Annotated in this window: 13 protein-coding genes; 8 read left to right on the top strand and 5 right to left on the bottom strand. The window is 67.3% G+C overall.

What is annotated here, in order from left to right; genetic code table 11:
- Positions 1-4 precede the first annotated feature (4 nt).
- From groL to ON04_RS13180, 3 genes are all read left to right on the top strand, one after another.
- Positions 5-1,627 carry a chaperonin GroEL gene (groL, locus tag ON04_RS13190; protein WP_010542101.1) on the top strand — a complete coding sequence of 541 codons (1,623 nt, stop codon included), beginning with the start codon at positions 5-7 and terminating at the stop codon, positions 1,625-1,627.
- Between the two features lie 278 nt (positions 1,628-1,905).
- On the top strand, positions 1,906-2,487 hold the full coding sequence (locus ON04_RS13185) for a sigma-70 family RNA polymerase sigma factor (protein WP_010542100.1): 582 nt from the start codon (positions 1,906-1,908) through the stop codon (positions 2,485-2,487).
- Complete coding sequence (locus tag ON04_RS13180; protein WP_141564780.1) at positions 2,484-3,521, top strand: hypothetical protein; 1,038 nt, start codon at positions 2,484-2,486, stop codon at positions 3,519-3,521. The genes ON04_RS13185 and ON04_RS13180 overlap by 4 nt, the downstream gene beginning before the upstream one ends.
- A 143-nt stretch (positions 3,522-3,664) precedes the next feature.
- Here the strand turns inward: ON04_RS13180 and ON04_RS13175 are convergent, their stop codons facing one another.
- Positions 3,665-4,090 carry a DUF5319 domain-containing protein gene (locus tag ON04_RS13175; protein ID WP_033444295.1) on the bottom strand — a complete coding sequence of 142 codons (426 nt, stop codon included), beginning with the start codon at positions 4,088-4,090 and terminating at the stop codon, positions 3,665-3,667.
- A gap of 114 nt (positions 4,091-4,204) precedes the next feature.
- On the opposite strand from ON04_RS13175, the gene guaB reads away from it, so the two are divergent.
- The 3 genes from guaB (at position 4,205) to ON04_RS13160 (ending at position 8,828) form a co-directional block, all read left to right on the top strand.
- Positions 4,205-5,740 (top strand): IMP dehydrogenase, encoded by a 1,536-nt coding sequence (gene guaB / locus ON04_RS13170; RefSeq protein ID WP_010542097.1) that lies wholly within the window; start codon positions 4,205-4,207, stop codon positions 5,738-5,740.
- Between the two features lie 7 nt (positions 5,741-5,747).
- On the top strand, positions 5,748-6,887 hold the full coding sequence (locus ON04_RS13165) for a GuaB3 family IMP dehydrogenase-related protein (protein WP_010542096.1): 1,140 nt from the start codon (positions 5,748-5,750) through the stop codon (positions 6,885-6,887).
- Between the two features lie 177 nt (positions 6,888-7,064).
- Positions 7,065-8,828: an FAD-dependent oxidoreductase gene (locus ON04_RS13160; protein ID WP_010542095.1), complete on the top strand. Its 1,764-nt coding sequence runs from the start codon at positions 7,065-7,067 to the stop codon at positions 8,826-8,828.
- A gap of 43 nt (positions 8,829-8,871) precedes the next feature.
- Here the strand turns inward: ON04_RS13160 and ON04_RS13155 are convergent, their stop codons facing one another.
- Positions 8,872-10,335 (bottom strand): WS/DGAT/MGAT family O-acyltransferase, encoded by a 1,464-nt coding sequence (locus ON04_RS13155; RefSeq protein WP_010542094.1) that lies wholly within the window; start codon positions 10,333-10,335, stop codon positions 8,872-8,874.
- A gap of 46 nt (positions 10,336-10,381) precedes the next feature.
- Positions 10,382-11,815 carry a wax ester/triacylglycerol synthase family O-acyltransferase gene (locus ON04_RS13150; RefSeq protein WP_081477192.1) on the bottom strand — a complete coding sequence of 478 codons (1,434 nt, stop codon included), beginning with the start codon at positions 11,813-11,815 and terminating at the stop codon, positions 10,382-10,384.
- Positions 11,816-11,998: 183 nt separating this feature from the next.
- Between ON04_RS13150 and guaA the strand changes: the two genes are divergently transcribed.
- A complete protein-coding gene (guaA, locus tag ON04_RS13145; protein WP_029458417.1) occupies positions 11,999-13,573 on the top strand; it encodes a glutamine-hydrolyzing GMP synthase in 1,575 nt (524 codons plus the stop codon).
- A gap of 206 nt (positions 13,574-13,779) precedes the next feature.
- On the opposite strand, the gene ON04_RS13140 is transcribed toward guaA, so the two are convergent.
- On the bottom strand, positions 13,780-14,106 hold the full coding sequence (locus ON04_RS13140; protein WP_010542091.1) for a hypothetical protein: 327 nt from the start codon (positions 14,104-14,106) through the stop codon (positions 13,780-13,782).
- On the bottom strand, positions 14,103-15,269 hold the full coding sequence (locus ON04_RS13135) for a PspC domain-containing protein (RefSeq protein ID WP_141564779.1): 1,167 nt from the start codon (positions 15,267-15,269) through the stop codon (positions 14,103-14,105). Before ON04_RS13135 ends, ON04_RS13140 begins: the two co-directional genes overlap by 4 nt.
- 90 nt (positions 15,270-15,359) lie before the next feature.
- On the opposite strand from ON04_RS13135, the gene ON04_RS13130 reads away from it, so the two are divergent.
- Positions 15,360-16,370 carry a mechanosensitive ion channel family protein gene (locus ON04_RS13130; protein ID WP_010542089.1) on the top strand — a complete coding sequence of 337 codons (1,011 nt, stop codon included), beginning with the start codon at positions 15,360-15,362 and terminating at the stop codon, positions 16,368-16,370.
- The last annotated feature ends 45 nt before the right edge of the window (positions 16,371-16,415 follow it).

Raw genomic sequence — 16,415 nt, 5'->3', positions numbered from 1 at the left:
ATCCATGTCCAAGTTGATCGCGTTCGACGAGCAGGCCCGAAAGGGCATGCTCGCCGGTGTCGACGAGCTAGCCAACACCGTCAAGGTCACGCTCGGCCCCAAGGGCCGTCACGTCGTCCTGGCCAAGGCCTTCGGCGGCCCGACCGTCACCAACGACGGCGTCTCCATCGCCCGTGAGATCGAGCTTTCCGAGCCGTTCGCGAACCTCGGTGCCCAGCTGGTCAAGAGCGTCGCCACCAAGACCAACGACGTCGCCGGTGACGGCACCACCACCGCTACCGTGCTCGCCCAGGCCCTCATCCGTGAAGGGCTGCGCAACGTGGCGGCCGGTTCCAACCCGATGGCCATGGGCAAGGGGATCGAGAAGGCCTCGGCAGCCACCGTGGAGTTCCTCCGCGCGGCCGCCACCCCGGTCTCCGGCTCCGACGCCGTCGCCCAGGTGGCCACCGTGTCCTCCCGCGACCCGGAGATCGGCCGCATGGTCGCCGAGGCCATGGATGCCGTCGGCGTGAACGGCGTCGTCTCCGTCGAGGAGTCGCAGGGGCTGCACACCGAGGTGTCCGTGACCGAGGGCATCGCCTTCGACAAGGGCTTTCTCTCGCCCTACTTCGTCACCGACCCCGACGAGCAGAAAGCTATTCACGAGGATGTCCTGGTCCTCATCCACCGCGAGAAGATCAGCTCCCTGCCGGACCTGCTCCCGCTGCTGGAAAAGGTGGCCGAGACGGGCAAGCCGCTGCTCATCATCGCCGAGGACGTGGACGGCGAGGCACTGTCCACGCTGGTCGTCAACTCGATCCGCAAAACCCTTAAGGTCGTCGCGATCAAGGCTCCGTACTTCGGCGACCGCCGCAAGGCGTTCCAGGACGACCTCGCGATCGTCACCAAGGGCGAGGTCGTCAGCCCCGACCTGGGCATGAAGCTCTCGGAGTGTGGCCTGGAGGTCCTCGGTCACGCGCGTCGCGTGACGGTCTCCAAGGATGACACGATCATCGTCGACGGTGACGGTGACCAGGACGACGTGGATGCCCGCGTCGCGCAGCTCCGCCGCGAGGCGGAGGCCACCGACTCCGACTGGGACCGCGAAAAGCTCGAGGAGCGCATCGCCAAGCTCGCCGGAGGTGTCGCGGTAATCCGCGTGGGTGCGGCTACCGAGACCGAGCTGACCGAGCGCAAGCTCCGCGTGGAAGACGCCGTCAACTCGGCCAAAGCTGCAGTCGAGGAGGGCGTCATCGCCGGTGGCGGTTCCGTGCTCGTGCAGGCCGCCGCGGCGCTCGGCCGTCTCGCCGAGGACACCGCCGACGCCGACGAGGCCGTCGGGGTGAACGTCGTCCGGAAGGCGCTGTCCGCTCCGCTGTTCTGGATCGCCGCCAACGCCGGCGAGGACGGCTCCGTGGTCGTGAGCAAGGTCTCCGAGCTCGGCCCCCGCGACGGCTTCAACGCTGCCACGGGTGAGTACGGCGATCTGATCTCGTCCGGCATCATCGATCCGGTCAAGGTCACATCCTCGGCCGTGGTCAATGCCTGCTCCGTGGCTCGGATGGTGCTTACCACCGAGACGGCGATCGTCGAGAAGCCCGAGGAGAGCGCCGCCGGCGGTCACTCGCACGCCGGTCACTCCCACTGACCGATCGTGAACTCTGGGCCCTGTCCTCCGCGCGGTGGAGGACAGGGCCCGACGCCGTACCCGGGCTGTGGTGTGGTCCCGGACGGGGCCCAGCGGTTACGCTGGGCCCCTCATGAGTACCGCTCAGTCCCAGGAGTAACGCGCCTAATCTGAACGAACGCCACCTCGAGGTCCGTCCGCGGACCCGGCGTGAGATCCGCCGCGACCACCGTCGCATCCCCGAGAGAAAGGCCGCGCCCCCGTACCACACCCGTGTAACGAGTGGGCTCCCTAATTCGATGACAGGTACAGCAGACGAGTTAGAACTCGCCGTGACAGCCGCGGTCAAGGGCGACCGCACCGCGGCCGCGCGCGTGCTGGAACTCGTGCGGCCCGGAGTGGTGCGGTATTGCCGCTCCCGGGTCGGAGGCGCGGAGAGAGCCAACCTGTCTGTTGACGATGTAACCCAGGAGATTCTGATCGCGGTGCTCTCGGCTCTGCCGGGGTATCGGGACCAGGGAAGACCCTTCATGGCCTTCGTGTACGGGATCGCGGCCCACAAGGTCGCGGACGCCCACAGGGGCGCCGCACGGAACAAGTCCGATCCCGTGGAGTACCTCCCCGAGGTGCTCTCGACGGACACAGGGCCCGAAGACCACATACTCGACGGCGAGGTGACCAAAGCGATGACTCAACTCCTGGCAACCCTGCCGGAGAAGCAGCGCGAGATCATCCGACTTCGGGTCGTGGTGGGTCTGTCAGCCGAGGAGACCGCGGAGATCGTCGACAGCACGGCCGGAGCCGTGCGCGTCGCGCAGCACCGGGCGATGAAGCAACTCCGGGCAAAGATCGAGAATGACGGAGAGGAGCGATGGCGATGAACGACGACGATGTCGAACCCGGCACAGGGGACGATGCCGCCTCGCTCGATGAGCACGATGTGGACCCCGTAGAGGTCGACCGTGACGACGAGCTCCTCAACGCGCTGGGTCGCGGCGAGCACCCTCTCGACGACGATCCACTGGTCGCACTGCTCGCCGGATGGCGTGCCGAGGTCGATGCAGGGGATCTTCCCGCTCTGCCGAGCGACGAGGAAGTCGAAGTCGCCCTCGCCCCGAATGTCTCACGGTTGTGGCCGCGTCGCGGCTGGGCCAAGGCGGGCGAACACCACCACGGGCAACGCCCCGCGCTGTGGCAGGCAGTGACGGGGGCCGCAGCAGTGGCGGTTGTCCTCGTGGGCGGGCTCTCGGTCGCGGCGCACAGTGCCATGCCGGGAGACCCACTGTGGGGCGTGTCCAAAACGATTTTCTCTGATCGCGCAGGCGACGTAGAGCTGGTCAGCGACCTCAGCGAACATCTGACCGCGGCGGATCTGGCAGCCCGCGAGGGCGACAGGGACAAGGCGGAGAAGCTGCTGGGAGAGGTCTCCGACCGGCTCGACGAGGTCTCCGACGCCTCGGAGCGTGTCGAGTTGATGAAGCGCAGGGACGCCATCAAACGGGATCTGAGTCGCGTAACCCCGAGCTCGGTGCCGTCGCCGGCGCCGGCACCGGCCCCGGAGCCTGCCCCCAAACCGCAGCCACTTCCAGGCGCGGCGACTCTCGTGCCGGGGGCGCCGGTCCCCGTGCCCTCCAACCTGATGCCACCCCCTCGACCTGGCATGCCGGTGGTGCCGCTGCCACTCGACGGATTGCGAATTTCCACGACACTCCAGATCCCGATCGACACGAAACGACTGCAGGACTTCCTGGCGCCGACGACTGGCCGGCCGAGCCAGGACATCGACGATGACACCCCCGTCCAGCAGCAGTCGCCCGCGCCGACCCGCACCACAGTGACGCAGGTGCCCACGCAGACGCAGGAGTCCAAGAGCAACCCGCAGCCGCCATCACGGTCGGTGACGCCGACCAATTGAGCGCCGGTGAGCCCGGTCGTTACGACCGGGCGATCACGCTGATGTCGCTCACAGGGAACCGACCCCCGTCCTCTTGTCGAGGTCGGGGGTCGGTTCTGTAGCTCGTGGGTGCGGGGACAGTCCGTTGGAAGACGGATCCGCCGTCAGCGCCGCCAGTTCAGTTTGCGCGGAGGACGCATTGCGCGGACCGCGTCGGCGTAGCCCCGGCAGTATTCCCACGTCACGTAGTCCTCCGGGATTGGATCGAACGCTGGCTCGTGCGGCAAGAGTGCGCCGTCCTGGAGCAGCTGCATTAGGTTTGCCCGAAGCATGTCCCACTCGTGGTAATGCTCGTCCGAGCAGTCCTCGCACTGAACAGCGACGCCCTTGACCCCGATCGGGGCCAGGAGTTGACGAAATTCCGCGAGGTCCGCCAGGTCCTCCTCGATGGCGCGGCGCTCGTCCGCATCGAGCGGGGCGGACTGCATATCGTCATCGATGGGGTCGAGCCCGGCCAGCTCCGCGGCCGGGTCGTTTGGGTCACCAGCGAACGGGTCGGGCGGCATTCCGTGCCGAAGGGGATCGTTCACGGCACCACCGTACCCGTGACGCGGGCCGCTCGCGGGGTCGACGGTTCGAGTCAGGGCGTCCCGACGCACTATCCTCGGACTCAGCATCAAGACGACCCACCAGGAGGACGCTAAATGAGCGAGTCGCATGGCCCCGTGCGCACCGGCGGCGACGACCCCACCAAGGTCGCGATGGTGGGCCTGACGTTTGACGACGTGCTCCTACTCCCTGCCGCCTCCGAGGTGGTCCCGAGCGAGGTGGACACGAGCACCCGGCTCACCCGGGATATCACTCTGCGTGTCCCGCTCGTGTCGTCGGCGATGGACACCGTCACCGAGGCACGGATGGCCATCGCCATGGCGCGTCAGGGCGGCATCGGAGTCCTGCACCGCAATCTGTCGGTCGGCGACCAGGCCTCACAGGTCGAGACCGTCAAGCGGTCCGAGGCAGGCATGGTCACCGACCCTGTCACGTGCTCGCCCTCCACCACGCTCGCAGAGGTCGACAACATCTGCGCCCGCTACCGGATCTCGGGGCTGCCGGTCACGGATGAGCGCGGTGAGCTGGTGGGGATCATCACCAACCGCGATATGCGGTTCGAGGTCGATAAGCAACGCCGCGTTGACGAGGTCATGACCCGCGCGCCGCTCGTCGTCGCACGCGAGGGCGTCACCGCCGAGGCCGCGCTCGGGCTGTTGCGTCGGCACAAGATCGAAAAGCTCCCGATCGTCGACGGTGACGGCCGCCTCACCGGACTGATCACGGTGAAGGACTTCGTCAAGACCGAAAAACACCCCGACGCCACCAAGGACTCCGACGGGCGCCTGCGGGTGGCCGCGGCCATCGGCACCGGCGACGACGCCTGGCAGCGGGCCGGGGCGCTCACCGATGCGGGCGTCGACGTCCTGGTGGTCGACACAGCGCACGCCCACAACCGCAACGCGCTCGAAATGGTCTCCCGCGTCAAACGCGAGCTGGGCGACCGGGTGCAGATCATCGGCGGAAACCTCGCCACCCGCGGCGCCGCACAGGCGATGATCGACGCCGGCGCCGACGCCATCAAGGTGGGCATCGGGCCCGGTTCCATCTGCACCACCCGCGTGGTCGCGGGTGTCGGTGCACCACAGATCACCGCGATCCTCGAAGCCTCGGTGGCCGCCCACGCCGCGGGAATCCCCGTGATCGCCGACGGCGGCATGCAGTACTCCGGCGACGTGGCCAAGGCCATCGCCGCGGGTGCTTCGGCATGCATGTTCGGCTCACTACTGGCGGGATGCACCGAGTCCCCGGGCGAGCTGATCTTCGTGGACGGCAAGCAGTACAAGGTCTACAGGGGAATGGGTTCGCTCGGCGCAATGCGTGGTCGCGGCAAGCCAGGTCAGGAGCAGTCCTACTCCAAGGACCGCTACTTCCAGGACGACGTCCTTTCCGAGGAGAAGCTCGTCCCCGAGGGCATCGAAGGACGTGTGCCCTACCGCGGTGATGTGGGCCAGGTCCTCCATCAGCTGACCGGCGGGCTCCGTGCGGGAATGGGCTACACAGGTGCGGCCACCATCCCGGATATGCACCGCGCGCAGTTCGTCCAGATCACGGCGGCGGGGCTCAAGGAGAGCCACCCCCATGCGATCCAGATGACGGTCGAGGCCCCCAACTACAACGTCAAGGACTGAAGTAATCGTGCGTGATGTCGTGGAGATCGGACTGGGGCGCGAAGCCCGTCGGATGTACGGGTTGGAAGAGGTGGACATCGTCCCCTCTCGGCGTACGCGTAGTTCCACGGAGGTGTCGACCTCCTGGCAGATCGATGCTTACCAGATGGATATCCCGGTCATGACGCACCCGACCGACGCGGTCGTCTCCCCGGACTCGGCCGTGGAGTTCTCAGAACTCGGCGGTTTGGCAGTCCTCAACGGCGAGGGACTGTGGGCGCGGCACGCCGACCCCGCGGCGGCCATCGCCGAGTTGCGAGATATCGCATTGGAGGACGTGACCGGACATCGGGCGGTGGCACGCCTACAAGAGCTTCATCGCACCCCGATCGACCGTGAACTCCTCACCGCCGCTGTCGGCCGAATTCGCGAATCCGGCGCTACTGTGGCCGTGCGGGTTTCTCCGCAGCACGCGCGGGATCTCACCCCGACCCTCGTTGCCGCCGGAATCGACATGCTGGTGGTCCAGGGCACGATCATCTCGGCCGAGCACGTCAGTGGCGAGGACGCCCCGCTGAATCTCAAGGATTTCATCGGTGGGTTGGACGTTCCGGTGATCGCCGGGGGAGTAGTGGACTATAAGACCGCCCTGCATCTCATGCGTACCGGCGCCGCCGGCGTGATCGTCGGTTACGGCGGCGTCGGAGGGGTCACCACCACCGGGTCGGTGCTCGGCATGGAGGTCCACATGGCCACCGCGATCGCCGACGCGGCCGCCGCTCGCCGCGACTACCTGGACGAGACGGGCGGACGCTACGTCCACGTTCTGGCCGACGGCGATATCTACACCTCCGGTGACATTGCCCGGGCTGTGGCCTGCGGAGCGGACGCCGTGGTCTTGGGGCCGCTGCTCGCGGGCGCTCTCGAGTCCCCGGGACGGGGCGTGTACTGGGACTCCGTATCCGCTCACCCCAACGTCCCGCGCGGGCACGTCGCCGAGATCGATGACGAAACCGCGCTCGCCCCGCTGGCTGAAGTTCTCAGGGGGCCGACCAGCGTCCCGGATGGGACCCGCAACCTCATGGGCGGTCTCCGACGCGCGATGGCCAAGTGTGGTTACTCCGACGTCAAGGGCTTCCAGAAGGTCGACCTGTCTGTCCGGCCATAAGCCTCACGGGTTCGGCGCACACCACATAGTTGACGCAGAACCAGTGCGTGGCGAGGTCTGACCGGACAATGACCATCCGGCTACCGGCGGTGGACAAATTTGTATCTACTGTCGGGTAGGTCCGATATGGCTCAGGTACTGTGGCGCACAACATCGACCGTCCACTGGAGTTGCCCAATGACGTCATCCCACCAGCTGCATCCCGAAATCGCGACCAGTTCGCGCACCGATACCGACGTGCTGGTCGTCGGTTCCGGTTTCGGTGGCAGCGTCACCGCTCTCCGGTTGACGGAGAAGGGGTACCGCGTCACGGTGGCCGAAGCCGGCCGCCGCTTCGAGGACGACGACTTCCCCAAAACCTCCTGGCGGCTCAACCGCTACGTATGGGCGCCGAAGCTCAAGCTCTTCGGGCTCCAGCGGGTACACATGCTGCGCGACGTGATGATCCTCGCTGGTGCGGGCGTGGGCGGCGGATCGCTCAACTACGCCAACACCCTGTACAAGCCGCCGGCGCCGTTCTTCAATGACACGCAGTGGGCGCACATCACGGACTGGGATGACGAACTATCCCCTTTCTACGATCAGGGCCGCCGCATGCTCGGCGTGGTCACTAATCCCACCCACACCAACTCGGACGACGTCATCCGCGACATCGCGGCGGATATGGGGGCTGAAGACACCTTCGTCTACACGCCGGTCGGCGTGTTCTTCGGGGCGAAGACCGGCGGCGAGGGACAGCCCGGTGAAACCGTGTCCGACCCGTACTTCGGGGGCGTGGGCCCGGACCGCACCGCGTGCATCGAGTGCGGCGAATGCATGACCGGATGCCGCCACGGCGCCAAGAACACACTGCTGAAGAATTACCTCGGACTCGCCGAGCGCGCGGGAGCGCGCGTCCTGGACAGGACCACCGTCAGCGGGCTACGGGAGCGCGGCGACGGGAGCTGGGAGGTCACCCTCGAGCGCACCGGAGCCTGGACACGCCGCGGCAAGCGCACCACCACCATCACGGCTGGACAGGTGGTCGTGGCAGCCGGGACGTGGGGCACCCAGCATCTGCTGCATTACGCCAAGGACGACGGATCGCTGCCCCGGATCTCGGGTGCGCTGGGCAAGCTCACGCGCACCAACTCGGAGTCGATCCTCGGGGCGATGCGCTCGGAGTACAAGCCGGAGCAGGATTTCTCCGAGGGCGTGGCCATCACGTCGTCGTTCCATCCCCGCTCCGATACCCACATCGAGCCCGTCCGCTACGGAAAGGGCTCCAACGCCATCGCCGTGCTGCAGACGTTGCTCACCGACGGCGGCGGGGACACCCCCCGCTGGCGCAAGCTGCTGGCGGAGGTGCGCAAGAACCCGTTCGCCCTGTTCCAGTTGCTCTACCTGCGGCGCTGGAGCCAGCGGTCGGTCATCCTGCTGGTCATGCAGAACCTCGACAACTCGCTGCAGACCTTTGTTAAGCGATTGGGTCCCTTCCGTTTCGTGTCCAGCAAACAGGGTCACGGTGAACCCAACCCCTCGTGGATCCCGGCAGGCAACGAGGCCACGAGACGCGCCGCCGACAAGATCGGTGGCCTGGCCGGCGGCACCTGGGGCGAGATCGCTGACATCCCGCTCACCGCGCACTTCCTCGGCGGGTGCGCGATCTCCGACTCGCCGGACAACGGCGTCGTGGACCCGTACCACCGCGTGTGGAACTACCCGACTTTGCACATCGTGGACGGCTCGGCGATATCCGCGAACCTCGGAGTCAACCCGGCACTGAGCATCACAGCGCAGGCAGAGCGGGCGATGTCGATGTGGCCGAACAAGGGCGAGGCAGACACCCGACCGGGTCAAGGGCAGACCTATCAGCGGATCGCCCCCGTGGCGCCTACCTCGCCAGTCGTTCCCGAGGCGGCGCCCGGCGCGCTGCGGCTGCCGATCGTCGGGGTTAGCTGAGCCTGGGCCGAGGCGCCGCTACCGGTCAGAGACGACGGCAACGCTACTGGTCGTCGTCCTCCCCGCCGGCGAGACCGCGGGTGAGTTCCAGGAGCCTGTCCATGGAGTCACGCACCCCTTCGGCGAACACCTCGACGTCGGGGACCAGATGCTCACAGGCGTTGATCCCCACGTCGAGCGAACCGTTCAGGGACATGGCGGTGACGGACAGGCCGGAACCGTGCATCAGCGGCCCCATCGGATAGATGTGGGTGACCCGGGCGCCCAGGAACTCCACTCGTTCCCGAGGACCCGGGATGTTCGAGACGATCAGGTTGTGGATCACCGGGTGCATGTCGGCGAGATGGAAATCGCCGTATAGCCGCATGAACAGCGACACCGTGGTGGCCGGTGTCAACGTGGCGAGGTCCTGGATAAATCCGGGGCGCATCCCGCTCTTGGTCTGCTTCTTACCCCGGCTGGTGCGCGACGCCACCGACCGCAGCCGGGTGAGTGGATCCTCGATGTCGGTTCTCAGCGAAGCGAACAGCACCGTCACCCGGTTGTGGCCCTGGGTCTCGCCATCACCCCGGGTCGAGACCGGGACGACCGCGATCAGTGGATCCTCCGGCAAGTCGCGGTGCTTGCGCAGATACCTGCGGAGCCCGCCTCCCACCACGGTGAGGAACACATCATTCACCGTCACCCCGTGTACGTCCTTGATCTCCTTCATCGCCTCCAGGTCTAATGAGGCCCCCCAAACCGATCGGCGGGGTGTGATGGTGGCGTTGAACCGGGTTCTGGGAGCGGTGAAAGGCTTGCTGCTCGGCGGTTTTTCCGGGCCCTGGCCCTTCTCCGTCGGCGCGGCGTCGGGCGACTTCGCGCTGGCCGTAGCCCTGCGCAACGTGAATGGCAGCGTGAGAGCCTCCGGGACGAGCCGGGTCAACGTGATCGGGCGGCGCACCGAGAAGTCCCACAGACCGCCCGCTACCAGCTGGAGAATATTGGTTCCGCCGGCCTGGACACGGACCGGCTCGAGATCTCCGGCGGAGGGGTCGCTTCCTGCAGTACCGAACGTGCGCAGGATCTCGGCGCTGGTTGCCCCGTCGAGGATCGCGTGGTGGGCCCGAAAATAGACGGCCACCGTGTCTGGTTCCGCCAATCCCTCCAACACCCAGATCTCCCAGAGCGGCCGGGCTCGGTCGAGCGGGCGACTTCCCAATGCGCCGCACGCCTCGAAGACGGCGCGTTCGTCACCCGGCTCGTCCACCACCACGCGTCGGACATGATCGGTCACATCGAGGTGGTATTCCTCGACCCATGCGGGTCGACCGAGGTTGAGGGGGGAGTCATAGATCTTTCGGCGCAACTCAGGGATCTGCTTGACGCGCCGTGCGAGCTCCGTCCGGAACCGCTCGAAAGTGTAGCCACCGCGGAGCCCGGAAACGTCGAGGTTGATGGTCGCGCCCACGACGAGTGGTTGCTGTTCGGTCTCCAGGTGCAGCAGGCTGGAATCGAAGCCGGTCATTCTCTCCATCAGAGACCCTTCTGGTCGGTTCGTGCGATCTGTGGGTTCACGCCGCGCCGGCAGGTGCCGCGCCGCGGGCCCGGGAGAGGAGTTCGGCGAACTCCTCCTCGATCAGCTCGGCTACCGCCGTGGGGTCGGGCAGCAGATGCTCGCACGTGATCACTCCCAGATCGAGGTGGTCGTCGAAGGACAGGCTCGTCACCGACAGACCGGAACCGTGCAGCAGCGGACCGAACGGGTGAATGTGGGTGATCTGGGCGCCCAGAAAATAGATCGGCTGCTTGGGGCCGGGCACGTTCGAGATGATGAAGTTGTAGATCACCGGGTGCACGTCCGCCAGACGCAGGAACTCGTAGACACGCATCCCTGCATCGAGTATCGAACGCGGGCTCATCCGCCCCCAGTTCTCGAGCAGTGCGGGCCGGATGCTGCCGGCCTGCTTCTTGGAGACCTGCGATAACGCGGCGATCTTGGTGTACCGCTTGACAGGGTCTAGCTCGTCGGTGGCCAGCGCGGCGAACATCGCCGAGACCTGGTTGGCGCCGGTCGGTGGGGTGTCCGCTCGGATGGACATGGGGACGACGGCCACCATCGGGCTCTCCGGTGCGGTGTCATAGATGTCCAGGTAGGAACGCACGGCCCCGCCGATCACGGTGAGCAGGACGTCGTTGACCGTCCCACCCAGGAGAGTCTTCACCTCTTTGACCTGCGCAAGGTCGACGGTCGCGGTCGCGAGCGCGCGGTGCGGTGTCAGGGCATGGTTGAACACCGTCCGGGGCGCGGTGAACGGCGCGGGCATCGACTCAGTGGTCCCGACCTGGTCCCGGACGCGCTTCATCTCCCGGGGGATTCCCAGCGTCTCCGGAAGCAACCGGAAGAACGCGGCCGGGCGGCCGATCAGATCGCGCACGCCGCCGAGGATGAGCTGCACGGGGTTCGGGTTGCCGACGTGCGTGCGGATCAGGGCCGGGTCCTGCACCGGGGTCGAGGCGTCAGTGGCGGCGAGAGCGGACAACAGTTCGGAGCCCAGCATGCCGTCGAGTACCGAGTGGTGTACGCGGTAGAACACGGACACGGTCGCAGCGACGTTCTCGCCCGGTTCGCGGCGCTCGATGAACCAGGCCTTCCACAACGGGTGGGCCCGGTCCAACGGCACCGACGCGAGCTCTCCGCAGAGGGAGAGGAACTCGTCGTCGTCGGAGCCCGGTTCCATCTCGATCAGCTTGACGTGGGTGGAGATGTCAAAGTCGAAGTCCTCGACCCACGCCGGGTGCCCCAGGTTGAGGCGCGAGTCGTAGATCTTCCGACGGAACGGGGGGATCTCTTTGACCCGCCGGGCCAACCCGCTGCGCATGCGTGCGAATGAGTACCCCTCGGTAATGGTGGAGACATCGAGGTGCACGATGCCGTTGATCACCATCTGCTGTTCCGGAGTTTCCAGGTATAGGAAACTCGCGTCCAGACCCGTCATTCGTTCCATCGGGTGCCTCTCTTCAGCGGGTGTCTACCGATGAAGTGTCCCTCATGAGCACCGTGGACGGGGCAGGTCTCCGAAGTGTCCTTGGAGAAGAATCGCACGGTCCGCATGGTGGCGGGGGCGGGCGTACCGGCAGTGGGGCCTAGAATCGGGGCCGTGGCCGAGAACGCACAGAACGACTCCCAGATCACCGCTGAGGCGGCGGCACCGCGCCCCGTGCTCGTCATCGACTTCGGTGCCCAGTACGCGCAGCTCATCGCGAGACGGGTGCGCGAGGCCCGGGTCTACTCGGAGGTGATCCCGCACACCGCGACGGTGGAGGAGATCCGCGCCAAAGACCCGGTGGCTCTGATCCTGTCCGGCGGGCCGGCCAGCGTATACGCCGAGGATGCGCCGGTCTTCGATCCGGCGGTGCTCGAGCTCGGACTGCCGGTGTTCGGCATCTGTTACGGCTTCCAGACGATGGCGGGTGCGCTGGGCGGCGCGGTCGAACAGACCGGTAACCGCGAGTACGGACGCACCGATATGACCGTGTCCGGTGGCTTGTTGCATGCGGGGCTGCCCGGGTCTCATCCGGTGTGGATGAGTCACGGCGACGCCGTCACCTCCGCGCCTGAGGGCTTCGCGGTCACCGCCTCCTCCGCCGGTGCGCCGGTAGCGGCCTTTGAGTGCGTTGAGCGTCGGATGGCCGGCGTGCAGTACCACCCCGAGGTCCTGCACTCGCCGCACGGACAGCAGGTGCTCACCCGGTTCCTCACCGAGGTCGCAGGACTCGAGCCGACGTGGACCGCCGCTAATATCGCCGACCAGCTCATCGACGCCGTCCGCGAGCAGATCGGCGAGGGGCGTGCGATCTGCGGACTGTCCGGCGGCGTGGATTCGGCCGTCGCTGCGGCGCTGGTCCAGAAGGCTATCGGCGACCGGCTCACCTGTGTGTTCGTCGATCACGGTCTGCTCCGGGCCGGCGAGCGCGAGCAGGTGGAGAACGACTTCGTGGCCGCCACCGGCGCACGGCTCATCACGCTGGACGATTCGGAGACCTACCTCGGCCACCTCGCCGGGGTCACGGATCCGGAGGCCAAGCGCAAGATCATCGGTCGCGAGTTCATCCGCTCTTTCGAGCGAGCCGTCACCCAGGCGCTCGAGCTGCAGGGCGATGATGCCGCCTCCGTGGACTTCCTGGTGCAGGGCACCCTGTACCCGGACGTCGTGGAGTCCGGCGGTGGTGCCGGTACGGCCAACATCAAGAGCCACCACAACGTGGGCGGACTGCCGGACGACATCGAGTTCTCTCTCGTCGAACCGCTGCGACTGCTGTTCAAGGACGAGGTCCGCGCAGTGGGGCGCGAGCTCGGCCTGCCCGAGGAGATCGTCGGCCGGCATCCTTTCCCGGGTCCGGGTCTGGCGATCCGCATCGTCGGAGCCGTTTCCAAGGACCGGCTGGACACCCTGCGCGCGGCAGATGCGATCGTGCGCGAGGAGATGACGGCCGCGGGCCTTGACGGGATCGTGTGGCAGTGCCCGGTGGTGCTGCTGGCGGACGTGCGTTCGGTGGGTGTGCAGGGCGACGGGCGTACCTACGGTCATCCGATCGTGTTGCGTCCGGTCAGTTCCGAGGACGCTATGACCGCCGACTGGACCCGCGTGCCGTTCGAGACGCTCGCGCTGATCTCAAACCGCATCACCAACGAGGTGCCAGACGTCAACCGCGTCGTGCTGGACGTGACCAGCAAGCCGCCGGGGACCATCGAGTGGGAGTGACGGCTCCCGTCTAGGCCAGGGGCCACACGCCACAGCCCGCACGCCGCAGGCCACAGCCGCGCCGCTCAGAATCATCCGCCCGCGATATATCGGGTGAGGATGACTCTGAGCGGCGCGGGTGTCTGTTCTGAGTCCCTGAGTCCCTGAGCCACTGGGTCCCTGAGCCGCCGGGGCGACCTGCGTCTTGCTGGTCGCGCACGGCCCGGTCAGCGACGGATCACCATGACCAGCCCCACGAGGACGGTCAGGACCAGCCCGGCGGCCAGCAGGGCCATCTGCGGGATGACTGGTGCGCCGAGGATGGCCCATACGGCCACTGCGAGGGAGGCGAGCCCGGCAACGGCCAGGACCGGGGATCCGGACCTGCGCTGTTCGTGCGGCTCCACCGTGACGCTTGGGACCGCGGTCTCTGGAACCACACCGAAGTCCGTGGTGGAGAAGCCGGTGCCGTACGGCAGCGGGGCGTAGAGCCGCTGTTCGGGCTGGGCGGGCGGGTCGTCGTAGCCGTCTGTCGGCGGAATATTCGTGGTCATCGGGTCACCTTCACGCTTCCCATTTCGTTGGCGATGTCCAGGGTCAGCACCGGGCCGACGGGGTTGTCAGCCGGGTCGGGACAGTCGACGTCGCCTATTTCGGTCCGGCAGGTCGCGTCCACGGCGAGCCCGTCAGGCAGCGTCACGCGCACGTCACCGACCTCGTTGGAGATGCGGTAGGTGCGGTCACGGTCGAGTTCGAGTGTGCTCATGTCCACGGTCACGGTGCCGATCTCGTGAACGATCGGGGCCTCCAGTTGGGCGGGGACGGTGATCTCCACGCGCTTCTCGCCGATGTTCTCCCAGCCGCCAGCGGGCACCTGGATGAGTGAGGCCAGCAGCACGAACCCGGCGAGGGGGCCGGCCACCACCAGGAGGCCGTGGCCGCGGCGGGTGATCGCGCCGACGAGCAGGCCTCCGGCCACCACGGCGAGGGCGAGGGCGGCGATCCGCGTGGCGTCGAGCCAGGTGAAGCCACCCAGCCTGGACAGACCGATGGAGACCGCGACCGAGATGAGCGCCAGCCCGAGCGTGACTGTGGTCAATCTCGACCGGGGCCGGGCGGGTGCGACCGGCGAGGGGGCGGCACCGGGTTCGGGCAGATCCCACGCGAACGGCGCGGCGCCGAGCGGGTCCCACGAGGGTGGCACCGGGGAACTGAAGGGAGCGTTGGCGCCGGACGAAGAGGAGGGCGGCACCGACGAGACCTCCATCCATCCGGCGGGTGGCTGCGGGGTGCGTCGGTACAGGCCGTACCAGCCGGCGAGCATCGCCGCGGTCAGGAGGAACCCCACGCCCACGACGAGGGACTCTCCCGACCCGCCGATGGTGGGGGCGGACAGGAGGACGACGACGACGAGGATCACCGCGGTGACCTTGGAGCCCGACGCCCGGCCTTTCCCGATGAGCGCTTCTCCCGAGGAGGCCTCGTCCCCGGCGGAACGCAGGAGCAGCCACATCAGGGCGTAGAGGAACACTCCCGCCCCACCCCACAGCGCGGTGACGACAAACGCGACGCGGAATAGGACCGGGTCGACGCCGTAGCGACGGCCGAACCCGCCGCAGACGCCGGCGATCTTGGAATCGTCCGGGGTCCGGACGGGACGGGTCCGCCACATCTCGCGGAGGTTGGACTGGATGCCGTGGGGCTGTGTTTCGGTCATGGACTCATCGTCGCCGCTCATCGTCGTCTCCACATCAGGGGACGACCCTGATTTACGCCCCTGAGGCCGCGGGGAAGGGAGGATGGCGGAATGGTCGACACGGTCGTGGAATTCCTCAGTTCGGACTCGCCCCTGCGTCTGTTCGGGGTGACGTTGGTCGGGGTCAGCGGCCGGACCGTCCTCAAGGTGTTGCTCAGCGTGGTGCTGTTCGTGGTGCTCTCGCTGTTCGCCTCGACGTCCCGGGCGGTGATGCGGGCCATCACCGGTCCCGCGGGGTCCGTCTCCAGGTTCTGGGCCAGGCAGGGGGTGCAGTTGCTCACCGCGATCGTGGCAGTGTTGGGGCTGCTGTCGATCTGGGTGACGCCGGGCACCGACCTCACGGTGGGGGTCGGGCTGGTGACCGCAGGACTGGCCTTCGCGCTGCAGAAAGTCATCGCGAGCCTCGCGGGCTACTTCGTCATCCTCCGAGGGAGGGTCTTCGCAGTCGGTGACCGGATCGCCGTCGGAGGGGTTCGTGGTGACGTCATGTCGTTGGGGTTCCTGCGGACGACGGTCATGGAGATGGGGGCCCCGGCGTCGATGACGGCGTCCGAAGCCGGTAACTGGGTTCCGAGTCGGCAGTTCACCGGCCGGGTGGTGACGGTGTCGAACTCGGTCATCTTCGACGAGGCGGTCTACAACTACACCCGGGGGTTCCCGTTCCTGTGGGAGGAGATCTCGGTCAACCTTCCCTTCGAGGTGGACCTGCGTCTCGTCGACGAGTTGTTCGTCTCGTGCGCCGATCGGCACACCCGGGAATTGAGCGAGCAGGCCATGGTGAGCATGCGCAGGATGAGCCGCGTGTATGCGGTCGATGTCCGCGAGTTCGGACCGCAGGTCTTCGCCTCCCTTGAAGAGGATTGGATCCTGGTGACCGTTCGGTTCGTCGTCGGCAGTCACGGTGGGCGGGCCGTCAAGGACGCGGTCTCGCGGGACCTAGTGGCGGGACTCCGGGAGGCGGGGATCGCTCCCGCGAGCGTTGTCTACGACATCCGCTCGATCGGCGACGGTTCCGCGGACCCGGGCCGCTCGTCGGCGGACGGGCATCGAGATCGCCCCTAGGGGGTCACCCGGAGATTCCCCGGGAACATCCCGATGCCGACGGTC

Source organism: Dietzia alimentaria 72 (genome assembly GCF_000226215.1).
GTDB lineage: Bacteria > Actinomycetota > Actinomycetes > Mycobacteriales > Mycobacteriaceae > Dietzia > Dietzia alimentaria.
This window is presented reverse-complemented; position numbering and strand designations above follow the sequence as displayed.

Excerpts from the sequence above, each read along its gene's own strand:
- groL (WP_010542101.1), top strand. The coding sequence starts at position 5 with ATGTCCAAGTTGATCGCGTTCGACGAGCAGGCCCGAAAGGGCATGCTC.
- ON04_RS13185 (WP_010542100.1), top strand. The coding sequence starts at position 1,906 with ATGACAGGTACAGCAGACGAGTTAGAACTCGCCGTGACAGCCGCGGTC.
- ON04_RS13180 (WP_141564780.1), top strand. The coding sequence starts at position 2,484 with ATGAACGACGACGATGTCGAACCCGGCACAGGGGACGATGCCGCCTCG.
- guaB (WP_010542097.1), top strand. The coding sequence starts at position 4,205 with ATGAGCGAGTCGCATGGCCCCGTGCGCACCGGCGGCGACGACCCCACC.
- ON04_RS13160 (WP_010542095.1), top strand. The coding sequence starts at position 7,065 with ATGACGTCATCCCACCAGCTGCATCCCGAAATCGCGACCAGTTCGCGC.
- ON04_RS13155 (WP_010542094.1), bottom strand. The coding sequence starts at position 10,335 with ATGACCGGCTTCGATTCCAGCCTGCTGCACCTGGAGACCGAACAGCAA.
- ON04_RS13150 (WP_081477192.1), bottom strand. The coding sequence starts at position 11,815 with ATGGAACGAATGACGGGTCTGGACGCGAGTTTCCTATACCTGGAAACT.
- ON04_RS13140 (WP_010542091.1), bottom strand. The coding sequence starts at position 14,106 with ATGACCACGAATATTCCGCCGACAGACGGCTACGACGACCCGCCCGCC.
- ON04_RS13135 (WP_141564779.1), bottom strand. The coding sequence starts at position 15,269 with ATGACCGAAACACAGCCCCACGGCATCCAGTCCAACCTCCGCGAGATG.
- ON04_RS13130 (WP_010542089.1), top strand. The coding sequence starts at position 15,360 with ATGGTCGACACGGTCGTGGAATTCCTCAGTTCGGACTCGCCCCTGCGT.